The organism is Actinomadura sp. CNU-125 (assembly GCF_001942465.1).
Taxonomy (GTDB): domain Bacteria; phylum Actinomycetota; class Actinomycetes; order Streptosporangiales; family Streptosporangiaceae; genus Spirillospora.
Genome location: NZ_MKJY01000543.1, coordinates 1 through 15,463 on the forward strand (window position 1 = coordinate 1; position 15,463 = coordinate 15,463).

The window sequence follows — 15,463 nt, forward strand, 5'->3', positions numbered from 1 at the left end:
CGTCCGTCGCGGGCGCCGCCCCGGCCGACGTCGACCGGGCCGTCGCGGCGGCGCGCGCCGCGTTCGACGACGGCCCGTGGCCCGGCCTCGACCGGCCGAGCGCGCCGCGCCCGTCCGGACGACTCGCCGGGCTGTACAAGGCGCGCCGCAAGGAGATGGCGCAGCTCATCAGCTCGGAGATGGGCGCGCCCATCACGTTCTCCAAGTTCTCGCAGGCCACGCTGCCGATGGTGCTGATGAACGCGTTCGCCGACATCGCCGACACAGTCCCGTGGGAGCAGGCGCGCCCCGGGAAGTTCGGCGCGGACGTGCTCGTCCGCAAGGAGCCGGTCGGCGTCGTCGCGGGCATCGTCCCGTGGAACATGCCGCAGTTCCTGCTCGTCGGGAAGCTCGCACCGGCGCTGGTCGCCGGGTGCACGATCGTCGTCAAGCCGTCCCCGGAAACACCGCTGGACGCGCTGCTGCTCGCCGAGCTCGTCGCGGAGGCGGGGCTGTCGCCGGGCGTGGTGAGCATCCTGCCCGCCGGGCCGGACGTCGGACGGCACCTGGTGTCGCACCCCGGCGTCGACAAGGTGTCGTTCACCGGGTCCACCGCCGCCGGACGGGACGTCGCGCAGGCGTGCGGCGCCGCGCTGAAGCGGGCGAGCCTCGAACTCGGCGGGAAGTCGGCCGCGATCGTCCTGGACGACGCCGACCCGGCGGCCGTCGCCGAAGGCATCAAGGTCGCGGGGCTGATGAACAGCGGGCAGGCGTGCGTCGCGCAGACCCGCGTCCTCGTCCCCCGCAGCCGGTACGACGAGCACGTCGGGGCGCTCGCGGACATGGTCGCGGCGCTGCGGACCGGCGACCCCGCCGACCCCGCCACCGAGGTCGGGCCGCTCGTCGCGCGCCGCCAGCAGGAACGCGTCCAGGGGTACATCCGGGCCGGACGGGACGAGGGCGCGCGGATCGTCGTCGGCGGCGACGGCACGCCGGACGGGCTCGACCGCGGCTGGTACGTCCGCCCCACCCTGTTCGCCGACGTCGGCAACCACATGCGGATCGCGCGCGAGGAGATCTTCGGGCCCGTCCTGTCGGTGATCGCCCACGACGGCGACGACGACGCGCTCAAGATCGCGAACGACTCGGAGTACGGGCTGTCGGGGTCGGTCTGGACGGCCGACGGCGACCGGGGCCTGCGGGTCGCGCGCGGCGTCCGCGCCGGCTCGTTCGGGATCAACCAGCCGTACAGCATGGACCCCGCGGCGCCGTTCGGCGGCATGAAGGCCAGCGGCATCGGGCGCGAGCTCGGCCCCGAGGGGCTCGACGGCTACCTGGAGTCGAAGGCGATCTCGCTCGCGGCGGAGGGCTGAGGTGGCCGGTCCGCTGGAGGGGGTCCGGGTGGTCGAGGCGGCCACGCTCGCCGCGGGCCCGATGGTCGCCACCGCGCTCGGCGAGTTCGGCGCCGAGGTCGTCAAGATCGAGCAGCCGCGCACCGGCGACCCGATGCGCACGTGGGGCGAGCGCCGCGACGGGATCGGGCTCGTCTGGAAGAGCATCAGCCGGAACAAGAAGTGCGTGACGCTCGACCTTCGCCGCCCCGAAGGGCAGCGGCTGCTGTACCGGCTGCTCGGCACCGCGGACGTCCTGGTCGTCGGCAACCGGCCGAGCGCCCTCGCCCGCTGGGGCATCGACTACGAACCGGTGCACGCCGCGCACCCGCACATCGTGTACGCGCACATCAGCGGTTACGGGCGCGGCGGCCCCAAGAGCGACCGTCCGGGATACGGGACGCTCGCCGAGGCGATGAGCGGGTTCGCGCACCTCACCGGGCAGGCCGACGGCCCGCCGACGCTCCCCCCGTTCATGCTCGCCGACGGCGTCGCGGGCCTCGCCGCGACGTACGCGGTGATGATGGCGCTGTACCACCGGGACGTCCACGGCGCCCCGGGCCAGCTCGTCGACGTCAACCTGATCGAGCCGCTCACCCGGCTGCTGGAGACCTCGACGCTCACCTACGACCAGCTCGGCGTCGTCAAGCGCCGGGCGGGCAACCGGCTCGACGCCAGCGCCCCCCGCAACGCCTACCGCACGTCCGACGGCGAATGGCTCGCGATCTCCAGCGCGTCGCCGAGCATCGCGGTGCGCGTGTTCCGCGCCATCGACCGTCCCGACCTGGCCGAACACCCCGACTACGTCGACCCCGTCCGCCGCCAGGAACGGGCCGTCGAGGTGGACGGGCTCGTCGCCGCGTGGATCGCCGACCGCACCCTCGACGAGGCGATGGCGGTGTTCGAGAAGGCCGAGGTCACCGCCGCGCCCGTCTACGACGCGCCCCGCCTGCTCGCCGACGAGCACCTGCGGGCGCGCGGCACGTTCCTGCCGGTGGACGACCCCGACTTCGGCAGCGTCACCGTGCAGGCCCCCGTCGCCCGGCTCAGCGACACGCCCGGACGCGTCGCGCACCTCGGCCGCCCCCTCGGCGCCGACAACGACCACGTGTACGGAGAGCTGCTCGGCCTCGCCCCCGGCGAGATCGGCGCCCTCGAATCGGAAGGGATCATCTGATGCGGCCGAGACGCTCGGAGCTGGCGACGCCCGCGAACGACGCGCACATGTGCGAGAAGGCCGCCGCGTCGGGCGCCGACCTCGTCTTCCTCGACCTCGAAGACGCGTGCGCGCCCGCCGCGAAGGAGGCCGCGCGGGCCACCGCCGTCGCGGCGCTCACCGGGCTCGACTGGGGACGCACCGCGCGCGCCGTCCGCGTGAACGGCCTCGACACCCGCTGGTGCCACGACGACGTCATCGAGATCGTCACCGGCGCCCTCGACGCCCTCGACGTCCTGATCGTCCCGAAGGCCCGCACGGCGCGCGACGTCTGGTGGGTGGACGTCCTGCTCACCCAGCTCGAAGAGAAGCTCGCCCTGTCGAAGCGCATCGGCCTCGAAGTCCTCATCGAGGAGGCCGAGGGCCTCGCGAACGCGACGGAGATCGCCCGCGCCTCGTCCCGTCTGGAAGCCGTCATCTTCGGCGCGGGCGACCTGTCGGCGTCCCTGCACGCCCGCGTCGACGGCAACTTCGACCCGCTCGGCGACTACCCCGGCGACTTCTGGCACCACGCGCGCGTCCAGGTCCTGACCGCGGCCCGCACCGCCGGGATCGACGCGATCGACGCGCCGTACCCCGCGTACCGGGACCCGGACGGCTACCGGCGCGCGGCCGTCCACGCGTCCCTGCTCGGCTTCGACGGCAAGTGGGCGATCCACCCGTCTCAGATCGCGATCGCCAACGAGGTGTTCGCGCCCACCCCGGAGGAGATCGCGGAGGCACAGGAGGCGATCAAGGTCTACACGAGCGCGTCGGATTCCGGCACGGGCGCGATCGGCCGCGACGGCCGTCTCGTCGACGCCGCCCACATGCGCCTCGCCGCCAACACCCTGGACAAGGCGGCCCTCGCGGGCCTCCTCCCGGGCGACTAACGGCCGCGGACCAGCACGGCGAGGGCGGGCAGCGGGAACAGCAGCAGCCACAGGTTGGGCACCCACCAGGCGAGCGTGAAGTCGCCGCGCAGGGCCCAGAAGGCGACCGCCTGAAGCCCCGCGGTGCTGGTCAGCGCCAGCGACACCGTCATCAGCGGACGTGCCGCGAACCGGCCGGCCAGGGTCGCCAGCCCGGTCAGCGCGGCGGCCAGGTCGAGCGGGACGAACGACACGTTCCAGTCGCTCAGGATCGGGTTCGTGTAGTCCTTGTACGCCATGTCGGGCGGGATGAGACCAGAGAAGATCACCACCCAATAGAGCAGCAACCCGACATCGGTGACCAGCATCGCGATCTTCGTCGGCCCGAGCACCCGATCCGCCGGCACGTCTCCGGCGACCGCCATCAGGCGTCCTCGACCATCGCGGCGAGCCTGGCCCGCACCTCCCGGTGCAGGTCGTCGCGCGGCGGCGCGAGGTCCAGCAGCCGCGCCATCCACCAGCCGTCCACGGCGAGCCGGACGAGCGTGGCCGTCGCCGGGTCGATGCCGTCGTCGGCGAGCCGGTCCTGCCAGGACCGGTAGGCCCGCCGGAACGCCGCCAGCACCTCCGGGCCGCCGGACAGCCCGGCGAGCAGGGCGGTCGCCACCTGGTCGGCGTGCGCCCCGGCGGGGACGTCGGTGCCGGGGATCGTCGCGTCCAGCCAGGCCCGCGCGAACGCGCCGGGCGGCGCCCCCGGCCCCGGCAGCTCGTCCTCGAACCGCCGCACCAGCCGGTCGAGCACCCCTTCGAGCAGCGCCTGCTTGGACCTGAAGTGGTGCAGCAGCCCGCCCTTGCTGACCCCCGCCTCCGCCGCGACCGCGTCCAGCCGGATCGCGTCCGCCCCGCCCGCGACCAGCATCCGCTCGACGGCGTCCAGAACCCGATCCCGCATCGTCTCCCCCATCGTCACCGACCGTCCAGACGGTCGGTAACCTAGCCGAGCGCCGCGCGTCCGGCAAGATCGAGAACTCGGCCGAACGCCCGTCCCGGAAGCCGCGGACTCGATAGTTTGTGGGCGAATGCCCCACATGCGAAGGAGCGCGCACGTGAGCGATGTGAACTCGTCCGTCCCGCATTCGGCTCGCATCTGGAACTACTGGCTGGGCGGGAAGGACTTCTACCCGGCCGACAAGGCCATGGGCGACCAGATCATGGAGTTCTTCCCGGAGATCGTGGAGAACGCCCGGGGCAACCGCTACTTCCTGTGCCGCGTCGTCCGGCACCTGGTCGCCGACGCGGGCATCACCCAGTTCCTCGACGTCGGCACGGGCCTCCCGACCGCCGACAACACCCACGAGGTCGCGCAGCGCGTCGACCCCGCGTCCCGGATCGTCTACGTGGACAACGACCCGCTCGTCCTCGCGCACGCGCACGCCCTGCTCACCGGCACCCCCGAAGGCGCGACCGCCTACCTGGACGCCGACGTCGAAGACCCCGAGAAGATCCTGCGCGAGGCCGCCGAGACCCTCGACTTCGACAAGCCCATCGCCCTCGTGATGGTCGGCATCATGCAGTTCGTGAAGGACCTCGACCGCGCGTACGCGATCGTCCGCCGCCTCGTCGAGAGGCCCTGCCGTCCGGCAGCCACCTCGTCCTCACGCACCCGACGAACGCCGTCCGCGGGGCCCGCATGGACGAAGCCGTCCGGCAGTGGAACGACGGCGGCGGCTCCCCCGAACTCACCCTCCGCACCGTCGCCGAACTCGAACCCTTCTTCGCGGGCCTCGACCTCCTCGACCCGGGCCTGGTCTCCACCGCCGACTGGCGCCCCGACCTCGCCGACGACCCCCTCAAGGTAGACGACCACGGCGCCGTCGCGGTCAAGCGCTGACCGGAGCTACGCCGTCCACTCTCCCGGCAGGGCCGCGCGGACGCCGTTCACCGCGGCTTCGGTACGGCCGAGCACCCACAGCCATTCACCCGCGTCCGAACGGAGAAGCACGTCCGGACCGGCGAACCAGCGGATCGTCCCGTCGTCCATCGCCCACATCGGATACTCGGGGAAGGGCAGCGGCGAGTACAGTTCCTCGACTCTGGACGCGTCGGCCGGTTCCATCCACCGGTTGCCGAGGTGGCGTTCGTCGGCGGCCAGAACGGACTCGGACATGACCATCTCCACGCACGCCAGGGAGAACCGTTCGAGATAGTTCCGACGTCCCTCGTACCCGCGGAAGCACACGGGCGGGTCGTCGTCGGCCAGGCGGGAGAGCGGCACGCCCCACTCGACGACATGCTGGTTCTCGACGCGATACACCAGCATCCCGTCGTCCACGCGAAGCTTTTCCGGAGCGAGCAGCCGATCCTGCCGGCTCGTGAGGTCGGCGCGGCGCCCGAACAACGCGTACGCCTCGCGCATCGCGGCGGGCAGCGCCAGCCCGAGCCGTCCTTCCGCCCGCGCGAGCTCGCTCGCCTCGCACCCGTCCCCCGGCACCAGCGGCGTCCGCCACTCCCGCGCGAAGCGCCGGACGAACGCCCACGCACCGTCCCGGTCTCCGTTGCCGCCGATACCCGCCACGCTCCCGACGCCTTCGCCCACGCCCGCGACCCTAGCCCGGCGGCACCCCACCCTCCCCTGACAACCCGCCGGCGAGAAGTGACCGCGATCGGTCAGGCAGGGGCTCGGCACATCACGAGAGTGAGAGAAAAGAGTGGTGGATGTTCCGGTTGAGGCGTGGGCGCGGCTCGTGTCGGAGGGCCGTGGCCCGCGGTTCCGGGGCGGGGACGTGCTGCTCCGGCAGGGCGACGCGGCGACGCGCCGGGCCGGAACGCGATGCCGTCGAACCCCGCCGGTCAGAGGGCCCCTCACCGTGGATCGGCGGGCCGCGTGGAAACGCTGGTGAGCCGGTCGGCGAGGTGGAAGCGTGGTGCCGGCAGCACCGGTCGTCGCTCGCTGGTGCGACGTCCGGCCGACCGCGCCTACGGGTGGGTGTCCGTGATCGCGATGACCTCGTCGAGGCGGTTCAGGACGGCCTGCAAGTCGTCGACCTTGGCCTGGATGCGGTCGCGCTCGGCACGCAGCATGGCTCGTTGCTCGGCGTCGGTGTGCCCGGAGTCCCAGCACGGAAGGAGTTCGGTGATCCTTCGGCTGGTCAGGCCGGCGGCGAACATCTGCTGGAAGAAGCGGACCAGGGGGATGGCGTCCTGCCGGTAGAGGCGCTGGCCGGATGGGCTGCGCTCCGCGACGAGCAGCCCCTGCTGCTCGTAGTAGCGCACGGCGCGTACCGAGACACCGGCACCCCGTGCCACCTCGCCGATGCGGAACAGCCGCTCGGCCTCTGTGACGGTCATGGTGATTCCTCTCACCCCGGCTCTGCCGACCAGCACTTGCCTCTGACGTTAACGTCAGGTTTTAGCGTACCCGGCATGGATATCAACGACTCGGTCGCCCTTGTCACCGGAGCCAACCGCGGCCTGGGCCGCGCCTTCACCCAGCGCCTGCTCGAACGGGGCGCCCGCAAGCTCTAACGCGACGGCCCGCCGTCCGGAGACCGTGGACCTGCCCGGGGTCGAGGTACTGCCCCTCGACATCGCCGATCCCGCATCCGTACGGGCCGCCGCCGAGGCCGCCCCGGACGTCTCGCTGCTCATCAACAACGCGGGGATCCAGACGGGGACCGATCTGGTGACCGGTTCGCTGGACGCGGTGCGACACGAACTGGAGACCAACGTGTTCGGCCACCTGGGAATGATCCGGGAGTTCGCGCCGACGCTCGCCGGGAACGGCGGGGGCGCGAACGTCAACGTCCTCTCCGCCATGTCGTGGTTCGGGGGCAAGGGCGCCAATGCCTACCACCTGACCAAGGCCGCAGCCTGGGCCATGACCAACGGCGTCCGCTTGGAGCTCGCCGAGCAGGGCACGCTCGTGACGGCGGTGCACCTCGGCCTGGCCGACACCGACATGGCCGCGGGCTGGCCCGTGGACAAGATCGCGCCGGCGGACCTGGCCGACGCGGCAATCGACGGTGTCGAGGCGGGCTCCGCCGAGGTCCTCGCCGACCAGTGGAGCCGGGACGTCAAGTCCCGGCTGCCGCTGGCGCCGGAAGAATTCAACGCCGCGATGGACCGAGCCCTGGCGTCGCTGAGTTAAAAGATGTCGAGTATCCAGTCGAAGAATCCCGTGCTCTCGCCGAGGTCGACGTCCGGGGAGGGGGCGACCTCTTGGGCGTTGCCCACGTCGCTCGCCCCCGTCCCAGCGTCCACCGATTCCGGGGCGGCTTTCTCGTCCCCGGTGAAAAGGTCATGGGTGAGGCTGCCCACTCCGGCGACGGCACCGACGCCACCGGTCACCGCGTTGAACACGCCAAGACCTTCCGTCGGCGTCTGTTCCTGATCCTGCTCCGGGTCAGCAGGTTCGACACTCATCTATGAACCTCCACAAGACTCGGGCATTCGCACTACTGGTCGTCCTCGCTCTCGCTGGGGCGGGGACGGCTTCGCGGCCCCTTCCTGCCGGGGTTGCCGCGGGCGGGCTTCGGCGATGAACACGATGGCGCCATGACGCTCACGCCCGCGACCCCGCCGAGCAGGGTGAAAGCCGATCGTTTCAGAAATCTTCTCCTGCTCGACGCGGCATCGTCTGGAGAATTCACGACTTCCCCCCTGAGCGTGCGATTCGGGTCTTTGCTTTGGAGATTAGGCACACTCTGCGGGGGCTGCTATCCGATTCGCGCTGGGGTTGGCCGGTTCGCGCATCCGGTTGCGGCGTGTGGAGTGGCGGCGCCGAGGGCGTTTTGGTTCGGCTGTGGCTATCGGGCCGTGCGGAGGGTGTCTGACGGGAGGACGCCGTACTTGTCACCGTAGGCGGCGGCGAATCGGCCCAGGTGGGCGAATCCCCATCGGTGCGCCACGTCGGACACGGTGGTGCTGGACGGATCGGACGAGAGCAGGTCCGCGTGAGCTCGTTCCAGACGCAGGTTTCGCAGGTAGGCCATCGGCGGCATGCCGACGTGGGCCTTGAACGCCGTTTGGAGGGTGCGGATGCCGACGCCCGCGGTTTCGGCGAGTTCCGCCACGCTGAACGGAGTCTCCGGCGATGCCCGCATCGCATCGATGACCCGTTCGACCGTCCTGGGCCGGCACGGTGGCCCGGGGGTGAGCAGCTCGTCCCGGTAGTCGTGGTCGGCCGCGGCCAGGAGGTGGGAGAGCATGCTGTGCCATAGGGGCGCGCCGATGATCTCCTGCCGGGTCAGGGACTCTTCGCGGCCGGCCTGCCCGGCGAGCAAGCGGGCGAGGTCTCGCAGGACCCGCCCGTAGCCGTGGACCAGGTCCATCGAAGGGGCGAGTTCGATCGGTGACCGGATGGGCCTTTGCAGGAGGCGTTCCAGTTCCGCTTCCAGCGCTTCGCGCCTGATCTTGACGCAGAGGATGCGGCTTCCGGCGCTCCAGTGGGTCAGTCGTACGTCTCCGGTGGGCCCGTACAGGACGGCACGTTCGGGGGTCGCCGTGATCTCGTTGCCCCGGTTCCTGGAGCACAGGCTGCCCGACAACGGAATGTTGAAATGGTAGAACTTGTGAAGTTCGGCGAAGTCCATTCGGATGTCGGCGTCGAACCGGCAGTCTCCGACCAGGCCGGCCCGAGTTGCATGGCGTCGATCGACATCTTGAACCGGTCGGCTCTGCCGATGACGCTCATCCTGAGGGGGTAGTACGTCTGGGCGCCCTGCTCGCTGGCCTCGTCGAGGTCGAGAGTGCGAGTGCTGAAACGCCAGGGCAGCGATGGAACTGCCGGGACAGGAGTGTTCGCCATACTGCCACCATGCGCCGGAATGACCATTCAGCGCAGAACTCTAGCACGATTTCCATCCGCCACAACTCTCATTGTTACTTGTTTTATTTGATCTCTGCGAGTGGCCTGAAAAGAACCTCGGTCGAGGAGATTGGGTCGGTACTTTGTTCGAGGTGGCCACGTCTGAGCATTCTTGCCTCGGTGTGGAAGGAAAAGGGTGGTGGCCGTTCCGGCGCTCCCGCAATCCCCACGGACCGGACACGCCGCTCGTCGCGCAGCGATGATCCGGGTCCCGGTGCCGGATCGGTTAACTCGCATCCTTTGGCCTGACAAACCGATTATCGAAGATGACCATGATCGGTCAGAGCACTCTCGTCCCGCTCCGGGAGTGGGAGAAAGGGGATGTGGATGTTCCGGTTGAGGCGTGGGCGCGGCTCGTGTCGGAGGGCCGTGGCCTGCGGTTCCGGGCCGGGGACGTGCTGCTCCGGCAGGGCGACGCGGCGACGCACGTGCTCGTCCTGGTCGCCGGACGGGTGAAGGTGCTGCTGACGTCGGCGGACGGGGACGTCCTGCTGCTGGCGGTTCGCGGGCCCGGTGAGGTACTCGGGGACGTCTCGGTGCTGGGCGGCGACGGACGTTCGGCGAGCGTGGTCGCCGTCGAACCGTGCACGACCCGCGCCATCACGGCGGAACGGTTCCGCGAACTGGTGCGGGAGGAGAGTTTGGACGGTTTCTTCCTGCGGCACACGATGGCGAGGCTTCGGGAGGGCGAGGCGTGGCGGGCCGAGCTGGCCGCGCTTCCGGCGGGGCCCCGGCTGGCGCGTGCGCTGCTGCGGTTCGCGGACGAACGCGGCGACGTCGTCCTCGGGCAGGCCGAGCTGGGGCAGGCGACCGGGCTCTCGCGGAGCACCGTCGCCGCCGAACTCGCGCGGATGCGCGATGCCGGTCTGGTGTCGACGGCGCACCGGCGCGTCGCCGTCGGCGATCGTCCGGGACTCCACGAATTGGCCGAGTCGGGCCACCGAAGTGTCTGATGCCGGACAGTTCGCGCGCCCGAACGGCCCGATGGTGGAGGTCCGAGAGCGAAGGGGTGTGCCGTGCGCGAGTTCCGCAGTGTGTTCGTCGTCGACGCCGAGAAGTTCAGCCACCACCGGGACGCCGAGTTGCCGGGCGTCCACCTGGAGATCCGCCGCGCGGTCGAGGCCGCGTGCGAGCGCAGCGGGCTCGGTGAGATGTGGGGGGAGGTCCGATTCCTGCAGAGCACCGGGGACGGTCTGCTCGCGGCGCTTCCGCTGGCCGCGATGGCTCCGCTGATCAGCCCGTTCGTGGACGAGCTGCAGCGCGTCCTGGCCGAGGCCGCGCCGAGGATGCGCGGTCAAGGGCTGCGGCCGTTGCGGCTGCGGGTCGCCCTGCACGTCGGGATGCTGGACGACGAGCACTCCGAGGCGGCGGGGATCTCGACGGCGACGAACGACGTCAACCGGCTGCTCGACTGCGGCCCGCTGCGGGACGCGCTGGGCACGAGCGATCCCGACGTCACGTTCGCCGCCGTCGCCGTGTCCGACGAGCGTTCAGGATGTTCGTCGAGGGCGGCTTCACTGACCTGAAGCCGAGCCAGTTCACCGAGGTCCGGGCCCGCGTGAAGCAGTTCGACCGGCCCGCATACCTGTACGTCCCGAAGCCGTCCCGCCGGGAGGACGGCAAGGACCGGCCGGATAGCGGCCCGCCCGTCGAACCGCCGGCCCCGTCAACGCGCGGGCAGTCGTTCTCGAACTTCAAGGTCAGCGGGGACGGGTCGCAGAACTTCGTGGGCGGCCAGATCAACGGCGATGTCCGGCAGGACCGGTCATGACCGCGCAGTCGTTCGCCGACTTTCATGTCTCGGGCGATGGCCAGAACTTCGTCGGTTCTACCGTCGGCGGCGACGCCGTCCTGAACGTGCATAACTTTCTGCGGGGACGCCCGGCGCTGATCCTGCCCGCGAGCGATATCGCTGAGCGCGTCGACTGCCATGTTCCCGCCCGCAACCACGACCTGGTGATCAAGTCGTTGGAGAGGGATCACACCGTCATGCTCGGCGGGCCGCCCGGATCCGGGCGGGAGACCGGTGCCATCGCCGCGCTGCGGTACCTGGTGCCGGGGATGCGGATCCGCCGCTTCTCCGCCGATTACGAGGACGTCGAGGAGGTTCGTGCCGAGGGCCGTTGCGGGTACCTGGTCCGGGCGGCCGACGAGAGTCCCGAAGGCGTGCGCGCGTGCCTGGACGCCGCGCGGGAGGTGGGCGCGTACGTCGCGGTCATCGGGGACGAGACGCAGTGGCGGAGGCTCGCGCCGCCGATGGAGTTCATCGAGTTGCGGCCGCCGGACGCGGTCGAGGTGTTCCGGCGCCGGATGGTGGTGCGCGGGTTCCCCGCGTGGGCGCGCTGGGACGCGGCGCGGTCGCTGCTGGCGGACGCTCGTCCCGGCGACGCCCGGCGGCTCGCGGGCATCGTCGAGGAGGTCGCCGCTCGCGCCGAGGGCCGGGGCGGGACGGACGCGGACGTCGAGGCGGTGCGGGCGGAGGTCACGCGGTCCTATCGGGGCTGGCGGGAGCATCTGCGCACGTGGTTCGCGCGGAACGAGCCGCCCCAGAACCGCGCGTTGCTGCTGTCCGCCGCCGCGCTGGAGCCCACGTCGGTCGAGAACGTCTACAAGGCCGCCGTGGCGCTCGCGCGGCGGCTGAAAGTCGACGTGAACGGTGCCGGGCTCGCCTGGTTCCCGGCCACCGGCCTGAACGAACTGCTGGAGGCGGCGGACGAGGACGAGGGGGTCGTGTTCCGGCGGCACGGGTTCGGCCCGTCCGTGCTGCGGCACGCGTGGATCGACTATCCGGTGATGCGCCCCGACCTGCTGGGCTGGTTGACGGGCCTCGTTCTGGAGAGCGGCACGTCCCCCGAGACGCGGACGCGCATCGCGGAGACTCTCGGGGATCTCGCCGCCGAGCACGGCCACGCGCAGCAGATTCTGGACGCGGCGAAGGCGTGGGCCGAGGCGGATCTGCCCGATCCCGCCTATGTCGTCCTGTCGCGGACGTGCCTGCATGCTCGGGTGGGCGGGGGCGTCCGGCGCGGGCTGTACGAGTGGTCGAAGAGGGGCGGCCTGGACCAGACGTTGAAGCTGACGGTCGCGCGGGTCTGCGAGCCGCTCGGGCAGGCGTACCCGTCGATCGCGCTGACCCGGTTGAAGCATCTGGCGACGCGCGGCAACCCGCAGGTGCGCGCGGAGGTGGCCAAGGCGGCAGTGGAGCTCGCGCGGGCGGGGCATCGGGGTGAGGTCGTCGGCGCGGTGCTCGGCTGGTGCGGTCCGTCCGCGCACGAGTCGTTGTCCGAGGTCGCGCAGGACCGGCGGGCGCGGGCGGGTGCGTCGGTGTTCCTCGCCCTGGCGGCGGACGACGCCGGGGACGGGACGCCGATCGTCCTCGACCTTGTAAACGCTCGCGCTGCGAGCCCGCGTGGGAAGCGGCGATGGCGGGCGTGCCGGCGCTCGGGTGGGAGGGGCCCGCCGTGTTCTGGCTGGACGCCGCGCTCGCGCACCCGCATCTGCGTGCCGGGATCGTCCGGACGTTCGTCGCCGCCGCCCGTCCCGCGCCGGACGCGATGATCGGGCTGGTGCGGGGCTGGGCGGCGGCGGAACCGGCGCGGCGGGAGATCCGGGACGCGATCGTGCTCGGGCTTTCGCGTCCGTGGTGGCTGTGGCTGGTCAGGTGGGTCGTGCTGCGGTGGCGGTGATCAGCCGGTCGGGGGCGTCCAGTTCGCGGGGATGTGGGCGAGGCGGACGCGCTGCGGGTGGTCGCCGACGGGGACGGACGCGACCTTCTCGCCGGTGGCGAAGCTGATCGCGGTGACCTGGTCGGTGCCGCTCTCGGAGATGACGCACGACTTCCCGTCGCCGCTGACGGTCGCCCAGTAGGGCTTGGACGCGGTGACGAGCGGGCCCTCCTGCAAGGTGGCGCGGTCGACGACGGTGGCGTAGTCGTCCATGGTCCCGGCGATGCACAGCTTGGTGCCGTCGGGGCTCATCGACATGCCGTGGTGGCGGGAGTCGTTGACGAACGTGGTGCGGTCGTCGCTGGTCTCGGGGTTCTTCGGCAGTTCCTTGACGCGGGTGATCGTGTCGGACTCGACGTCGTATTCGAGGAAGCCGTTGAAGAACGACACCTGGAAGTACAGCTTCGACTCGTCGGGGGTGAACGCGACGGGACGGACGGCGTCGGAGAGGTCGTCGCGGCCGAAGGCGTCGAGGCGTTCGCGCATGTCGACGGTGCGGACGGTCTCGAAGGTGGTCGTGTCGACGATCGTGATCTTCCGGTCGCCCTTGGCGAAGTCGAGCCACGGGGCGTCGAGGTCGTTGTTGACCTCGCCGATCGACATGTTCCAGAGGTACCGGCCGTTCTGGGTGTAGACGTTCTCGTGGGGTTTGTCGCCCGTGCCGAAAGAGCCGAGTTCCTCGCCGGTGTCGATGTCGAGGACGTGCACGGTGTTGGACGTCGAGGCGGAGACGGCGACCGAGTTGCCGTCCGGCGAGACGGCCATGTGGTCGGCGCGGTGGCCGGAGACGGGGAAGCGCCAGTTGACGTCGCCGGTTTCGAGGTCGATGGAGACGACGTCGGCGAAGCTGGGGCGGGACACGACCATCGATCGGCCGTCGGGGGTGGAGTACATGTCGTCGACGTACTGGTCGTGGCCCTCGCCGACGGTGATGCGGATGCCCAGGAAGAAGACCAGCTTGACGGGGTCGCTGTAGATCTCCTGGAGGCGTTCTTCCTTGTCCGGGACGACGTTGATGCGGCCGATGGCCTCGAAGTCGCCGCGCGCTTCGATGACGTGGGCGGTGCCGTCCCAGTTGTTGCCGACGAACATCACCTCGCGGAGCGGCTCCGCGTGGGCGGGGGCGGTGGTGAGGGTGGCGGTGAGGGCCGCGGCGGCGAGGCCGCAGCTGATCGTCCGGGGCTTCATGGCCGCTCCTCGCGGTGTTACTTTTCGGTAGCCGATAGCAAAGCAAGCGCCCGCCCGGCCTCGATAGGGGTCGGCGGACAAGAAGGTCCATATCGATTGGAACCGGCCCACAACCCCGGCGGTGATCGTGCACGAGGACTTCGCTGCGGTGCTGCACCGGATGGCGACGGACGCAGGCGTGATCGAGGAGGTCGTCCGGGCGGCGCGGAGCCAGTCGCCGCCGGTGGCGCGGCTGCCGGAGGAGGAGACGCGGCGGCACGTCGCGCTGGTGCTGCCGGTGGTGCTCAGCGGGGAGGGCGATCTGGCGGCGGCGGCGCGGCTGGGCGCGGACCGGGCGGCGCAGGGCGTGTGATCACGGCGCTGCTGCACGGGGTGCAGGCGGGACGGAGCCGCGCGGCGCGGATCGCGGTGGTGCGGGGGCGGGCGGCGGGCGTGCCGGAGGAGACGATGCTGTCGGCGCTGCTGGATCTCGAACCGCGCGTCGGGGCGCTGGAGCGGGCGGTGGTGAACGGGTACCGGACGGCCGAACTGGAGCTCGCGCGCACCGCGCGGGACGTCCGGTTCCAGGTGCTGCGGCGGCTGCTGCACCGGGCCGAGGAGGCCCCGCCGGACGAGCACGTCCTGCAGGCGGGCCTCCGGCCGGACGGGCTGTACCGGTGTCTGGCGTCGAACGTCACCGATCCGGTGCGGGCGCGGGAGCTGGAGCGGCGGCTGGCGGTGTTCGGCGGGGTGTTCGGGCTGGTGGACGGGCGGTTCTCGGGTCTCGCGGCGCGGCTGCCGGAGCGGGTCGAGGGGGACGTGCTGGTGGTGTGCGCGCCGCCGGCGCGGCTGGCGGACGTGCGGGGGCTGCACGCGCTGTGCGGGTCGGCGCTGGGCGCGGCGGAGGCGCGGGGGTTGCGCGGGTTGCGGGACCTGACGGAGCTGGCGGGCGAGACGGCGCTGGCGGCGCAGCCCGCGCTGGCGGGGCTGCTGCGCCGGACGCTGCTGGGGCCGCTGGATCCCGGCGATCCGTTCCATCGGCAGCTCGCGGCGACGGCGCTGGCGTACCTGGACCACGAGCGGCGGCTGGACCGGACGGCCGCGGCGCTGCACGTCCACCCGAACACCGTCCGGTACCGGCTGGGGCGACTGGAGGAGATCGTCGGGGCGTCGCCGGGCGCGGAGGGCACGGTGCTCGACACGCTGCGCTGGTGGTGGGCGCTGCACACCTGGCCTGCGGAGTGAGGCCCGGCCGGTCCGTGGCGGAC

20 protein-coding genes and 1 pseudogene are annotated in these 15,463 nt (G+C 71.6%); 13 read left to right on the forward strand and 8 right to left on the reverse strand.

Features of this window, described 5'->3' with window-relative positions; all coding sequences use genetic code 11:
• From BJF79_RS40025 to BJF79_RS40035, 3 genes are all read left to right on the forward strand, one after another.
• The coding region (locus tag BJF79_RS40025; protein ID WP_075905238.1) for an aldehyde dehydrogenase at positions 1-1,352 on the forward strand (1,352 nt) is incomplete at its 5' end.
• Position 1,353: 1 nt separating this feature from the next.
• The gene (locus tag BJF79_RS40030) at positions 1,354-2,547 is read left to right on the forward strand and encodes a CaiB/BaiF CoA transferase family protein (protein WP_075905240.1); all 1,194 of its coding nucleotides are present in this window, start codon (positions 1,354-1,356) and stop codon (positions 2,545-2,547) included.
• Positions 2,547-3,458 (forward strand): HpcH/HpaI aldolase/citrate lyase family protein, encoded by a 912-nt coding sequence (locus BJF79_RS40035; RefSeq protein WP_075905242.1) that lies wholly within the window; start codon positions 2,547-2,549, stop codon positions 3,456-3,458. Before BJF79_RS40030 ends, BJF79_RS40035 begins: the two co-directional genes overlap by 1 nt.
• Here BJF79_RS40035 and BJF79_RS40040 read toward each other — a convergent pair.
• Together BJF79_RS40040 and BJF79_RS40045 are read right to left on the reverse strand one after the other, a co-directional pair.
• Positions 3,455-3,862: a DUF5360 family protein gene (locus BJF79_RS40040; RefSeq protein WP_187357128.1), complete on the reverse strand. Its 408-nt coding sequence runs from the start codon at positions 3,860-3,862 to the stop codon at positions 3,455-3,457. The genes BJF79_RS40035 and BJF79_RS40040 overlap by 4 nt on opposite strands.
• Positions 3,862-4,389, reverse strand: a complete 528-nt coding sequence (locus BJF79_RS40045) for a TetR/AcrR family transcriptional regulator (protein WP_083734595.1) — start codon at positions 4,387-4,389, stop codon at positions 3,862-3,864. The genes BJF79_RS40040 and BJF79_RS40045 overlap by 1 nt, the downstream gene beginning before the upstream one ends.
• Before the next feature lie 136 nt (positions 4,390-4,525).
• On the opposite strand from BJF79_RS40045, the pseudogene BJF79_RS66090 reads away from it, so the two are divergent.
• Together BJF79_RS66090 and BJF79_RS66095 are read left to right on the forward strand one after the other, a co-directional pair.
• Positions 4,526-4,996 (forward strand): annotated as a pseudogene (locus BJF79_RS66090) (SAM-dependent methyltransferase); the annotation flags it as partial.
• Positions 4,997-5,067: 71 nt separating this feature from the next.
• A complete protein-coding gene (locus tag BJF79_RS66095; RefSeq protein ID WP_316043539.1) occupies positions 5,068-5,328 on the forward strand; it encodes an SAM-dependent methyltransferase in 261 nt (86 codons plus the stop codon).
• Between the two features lie 6 nt (positions 5,329-5,334).
• Here BJF79_RS66095 and BJF79_RS40055 read toward each other — a convergent pair whose 3' ends face one another.
• Both BJF79_RS40055 and BJF79_RS40060 read right to left on the reverse strand, forming a co-directional pair.
• Positions 5,335-6,012: a hypothetical protein gene (locus BJF79_RS40055; protein ID WP_262403276.1), complete on the reverse strand. Its 678-nt coding sequence runs from the start codon at positions 6,010-6,012 to the stop codon at positions 5,335-5,337.
• A 401-nt stretch (positions 6,013-6,413) separates the two neighbouring features.
• On the reverse strand, positions 6,414-6,785 hold the full coding sequence (locus BJF79_RS40060) for a MerR family transcriptional regulator (RefSeq protein ID WP_075905248.1): 372 nt from the start codon (positions 6,783-6,785) through the stop codon (positions 6,414-6,416).
• 202 nt (positions 6,786-6,987) lie between these two features.
• Between BJF79_RS40060 and BJF79_RS40065 the strand changes: the two genes are divergently transcribed.
• Positions 6,988-7,584, forward strand: coding sequence for an SDR family NAD(P)-dependent oxidoreductase (locus tag BJF79_RS40065; protein ID WP_262403277.1), 597 nt, complete (start codon positions 6,988-6,990; stop codon positions 7,582-7,584).
• On the opposite strand, the gene BJF79_RS40070 is transcribed toward BJF79_RS40065, so the two are convergent.
• From BJF79_RS40070 to BJF79_RS40075, 3 genes are all read right to left on the reverse strand, one after another.
• The gene (locus tag BJF79_RS40070) at positions 7,581-7,859 is read right to left on the reverse strand and encodes a hypothetical protein (protein WP_075905250.1); all 279 of its coding nucleotides are present in this window, start codon (positions 7,857-7,859) and stop codon (positions 7,581-7,583) included. The two genes, BJF79_RS40065 and BJF79_RS40070, sit on opposite strands and share 4 nt — an antisense overlap.
• Before the next feature lie 32 nt (positions 7,860-7,891).
• Positions 7,892-8,137 carry a twin-arginine translocation signal domain-containing protein gene (locus BJF79_RS67835; RefSeq protein WP_083734589.1) on the reverse strand — a complete coding sequence of 82 codons (246 nt, stop codon included), beginning with the start codon at positions 8,135-8,137 and terminating at the stop codon, positions 7,892-7,894.
• A 105-nt stretch (positions 8,138-8,242) separates the two neighbouring features.
• A complete protein-coding gene (locus BJF79_RS40075; RefSeq protein WP_316043540.1) occupies positions 8,243-9,274 on the reverse strand; it encodes an AraC family transcriptional regulator in 1,032 nt (343 codons plus the stop codon).
• Between the two features lie 352 nt (positions 9,275-9,626).
• Between BJF79_RS40075 and BJF79_RS40080 the strand changes: the two genes are divergently transcribed.
• The 5 genes from BJF79_RS40080 (at position 9,627) to BJF79_RS63915 (ending at position 12,989) form a co-directional block, all read left to right on the forward strand.
• Positions 9,627-10,256, forward strand: coding sequence for a Crp/Fnr family transcriptional regulator (locus BJF79_RS40080; protein ID WP_075905252.1), 630 nt, complete (start codon positions 9,627-9,629; stop codon positions 10,254-10,256).
• A gap of 63 nt (positions 10,257-10,319) precedes the next feature.
• Entirely contained in the window at positions 10,320-10,829 is a 510-nt protein-coding gene (locus BJF79_RS40085; RefSeq protein ID WP_075905254.1) for a hypothetical protein, read from the forward strand.
• Positions 10,799-11,074: a hypothetical protein gene (locus BJF79_RS40090; RefSeq protein WP_075905256.1), complete on the forward strand. Its 276-nt coding sequence runs from the start codon at positions 10,799-10,801 to the stop codon at positions 11,072-11,074. The genes BJF79_RS40085 and BJF79_RS40090 overlap by 31 nt, the downstream gene beginning before the upstream one ends.
• Entirely contained in the window at positions 11,071-12,861 is a 1,791-nt protein-coding gene (locus BJF79_RS40095; RefSeq protein WP_075905258.1) for a hypothetical protein, read from the forward strand. The genes BJF79_RS40090 and BJF79_RS40095 overlap by 4 nt, the downstream gene beginning before the upstream one ends.
• The gene (locus BJF79_RS63915) at positions 12,858-12,989 is read left to right on the forward strand and encodes a hypothetical protein (protein ID WP_262403278.1); all 132 of its coding nucleotides are present in this window, start codon (positions 12,858-12,860) and stop codon (positions 12,987-12,989) included. Before BJF79_RS40095 ends, BJF79_RS63915 begins: the two co-directional genes overlap by 4 nt.
• Here the strand turns inward: BJF79_RS63915 and BJF79_RS40105 are convergent, their stop codons facing one another.
• Positions 12,990-14,216 carry a YncE family protein gene (locus tag BJF79_RS40105; protein WP_075905262.1) on the reverse strand — a complete coding sequence of 409 codons (1,227 nt, stop codon included), beginning with the start codon at positions 14,214-14,216 and terminating at the stop codon, positions 12,990-12,992. It abuts the gene before it with no gap.
• A gap of 127 nt (positions 14,217-14,343) precedes the next feature.
• Here BJF79_RS40105 and BJF79_RS63920 point away from each other — a divergent pair, with 127 nt between their 5' ends.
• Positions 14,344-14,568, forward strand: coding sequence for a hypothetical protein (locus BJF79_RS63920; protein ID WP_262403279.1), 225 nt, complete (start codon positions 14,344-14,346; stop codon positions 14,566-14,568).
• A complete protein-coding gene (locus BJF79_RS40110; RefSeq protein WP_262403280.1) occupies positions 14,565-15,440 on the forward strand; it encodes a helix-turn-helix domain-containing protein in 876 nt (291 codons plus the stop codon). Before BJF79_RS63920 ends, BJF79_RS40110 begins: the two co-directional genes overlap by 4 nt.
• Positions 15,441-15,463 lie beyond the last annotated feature (23 nt).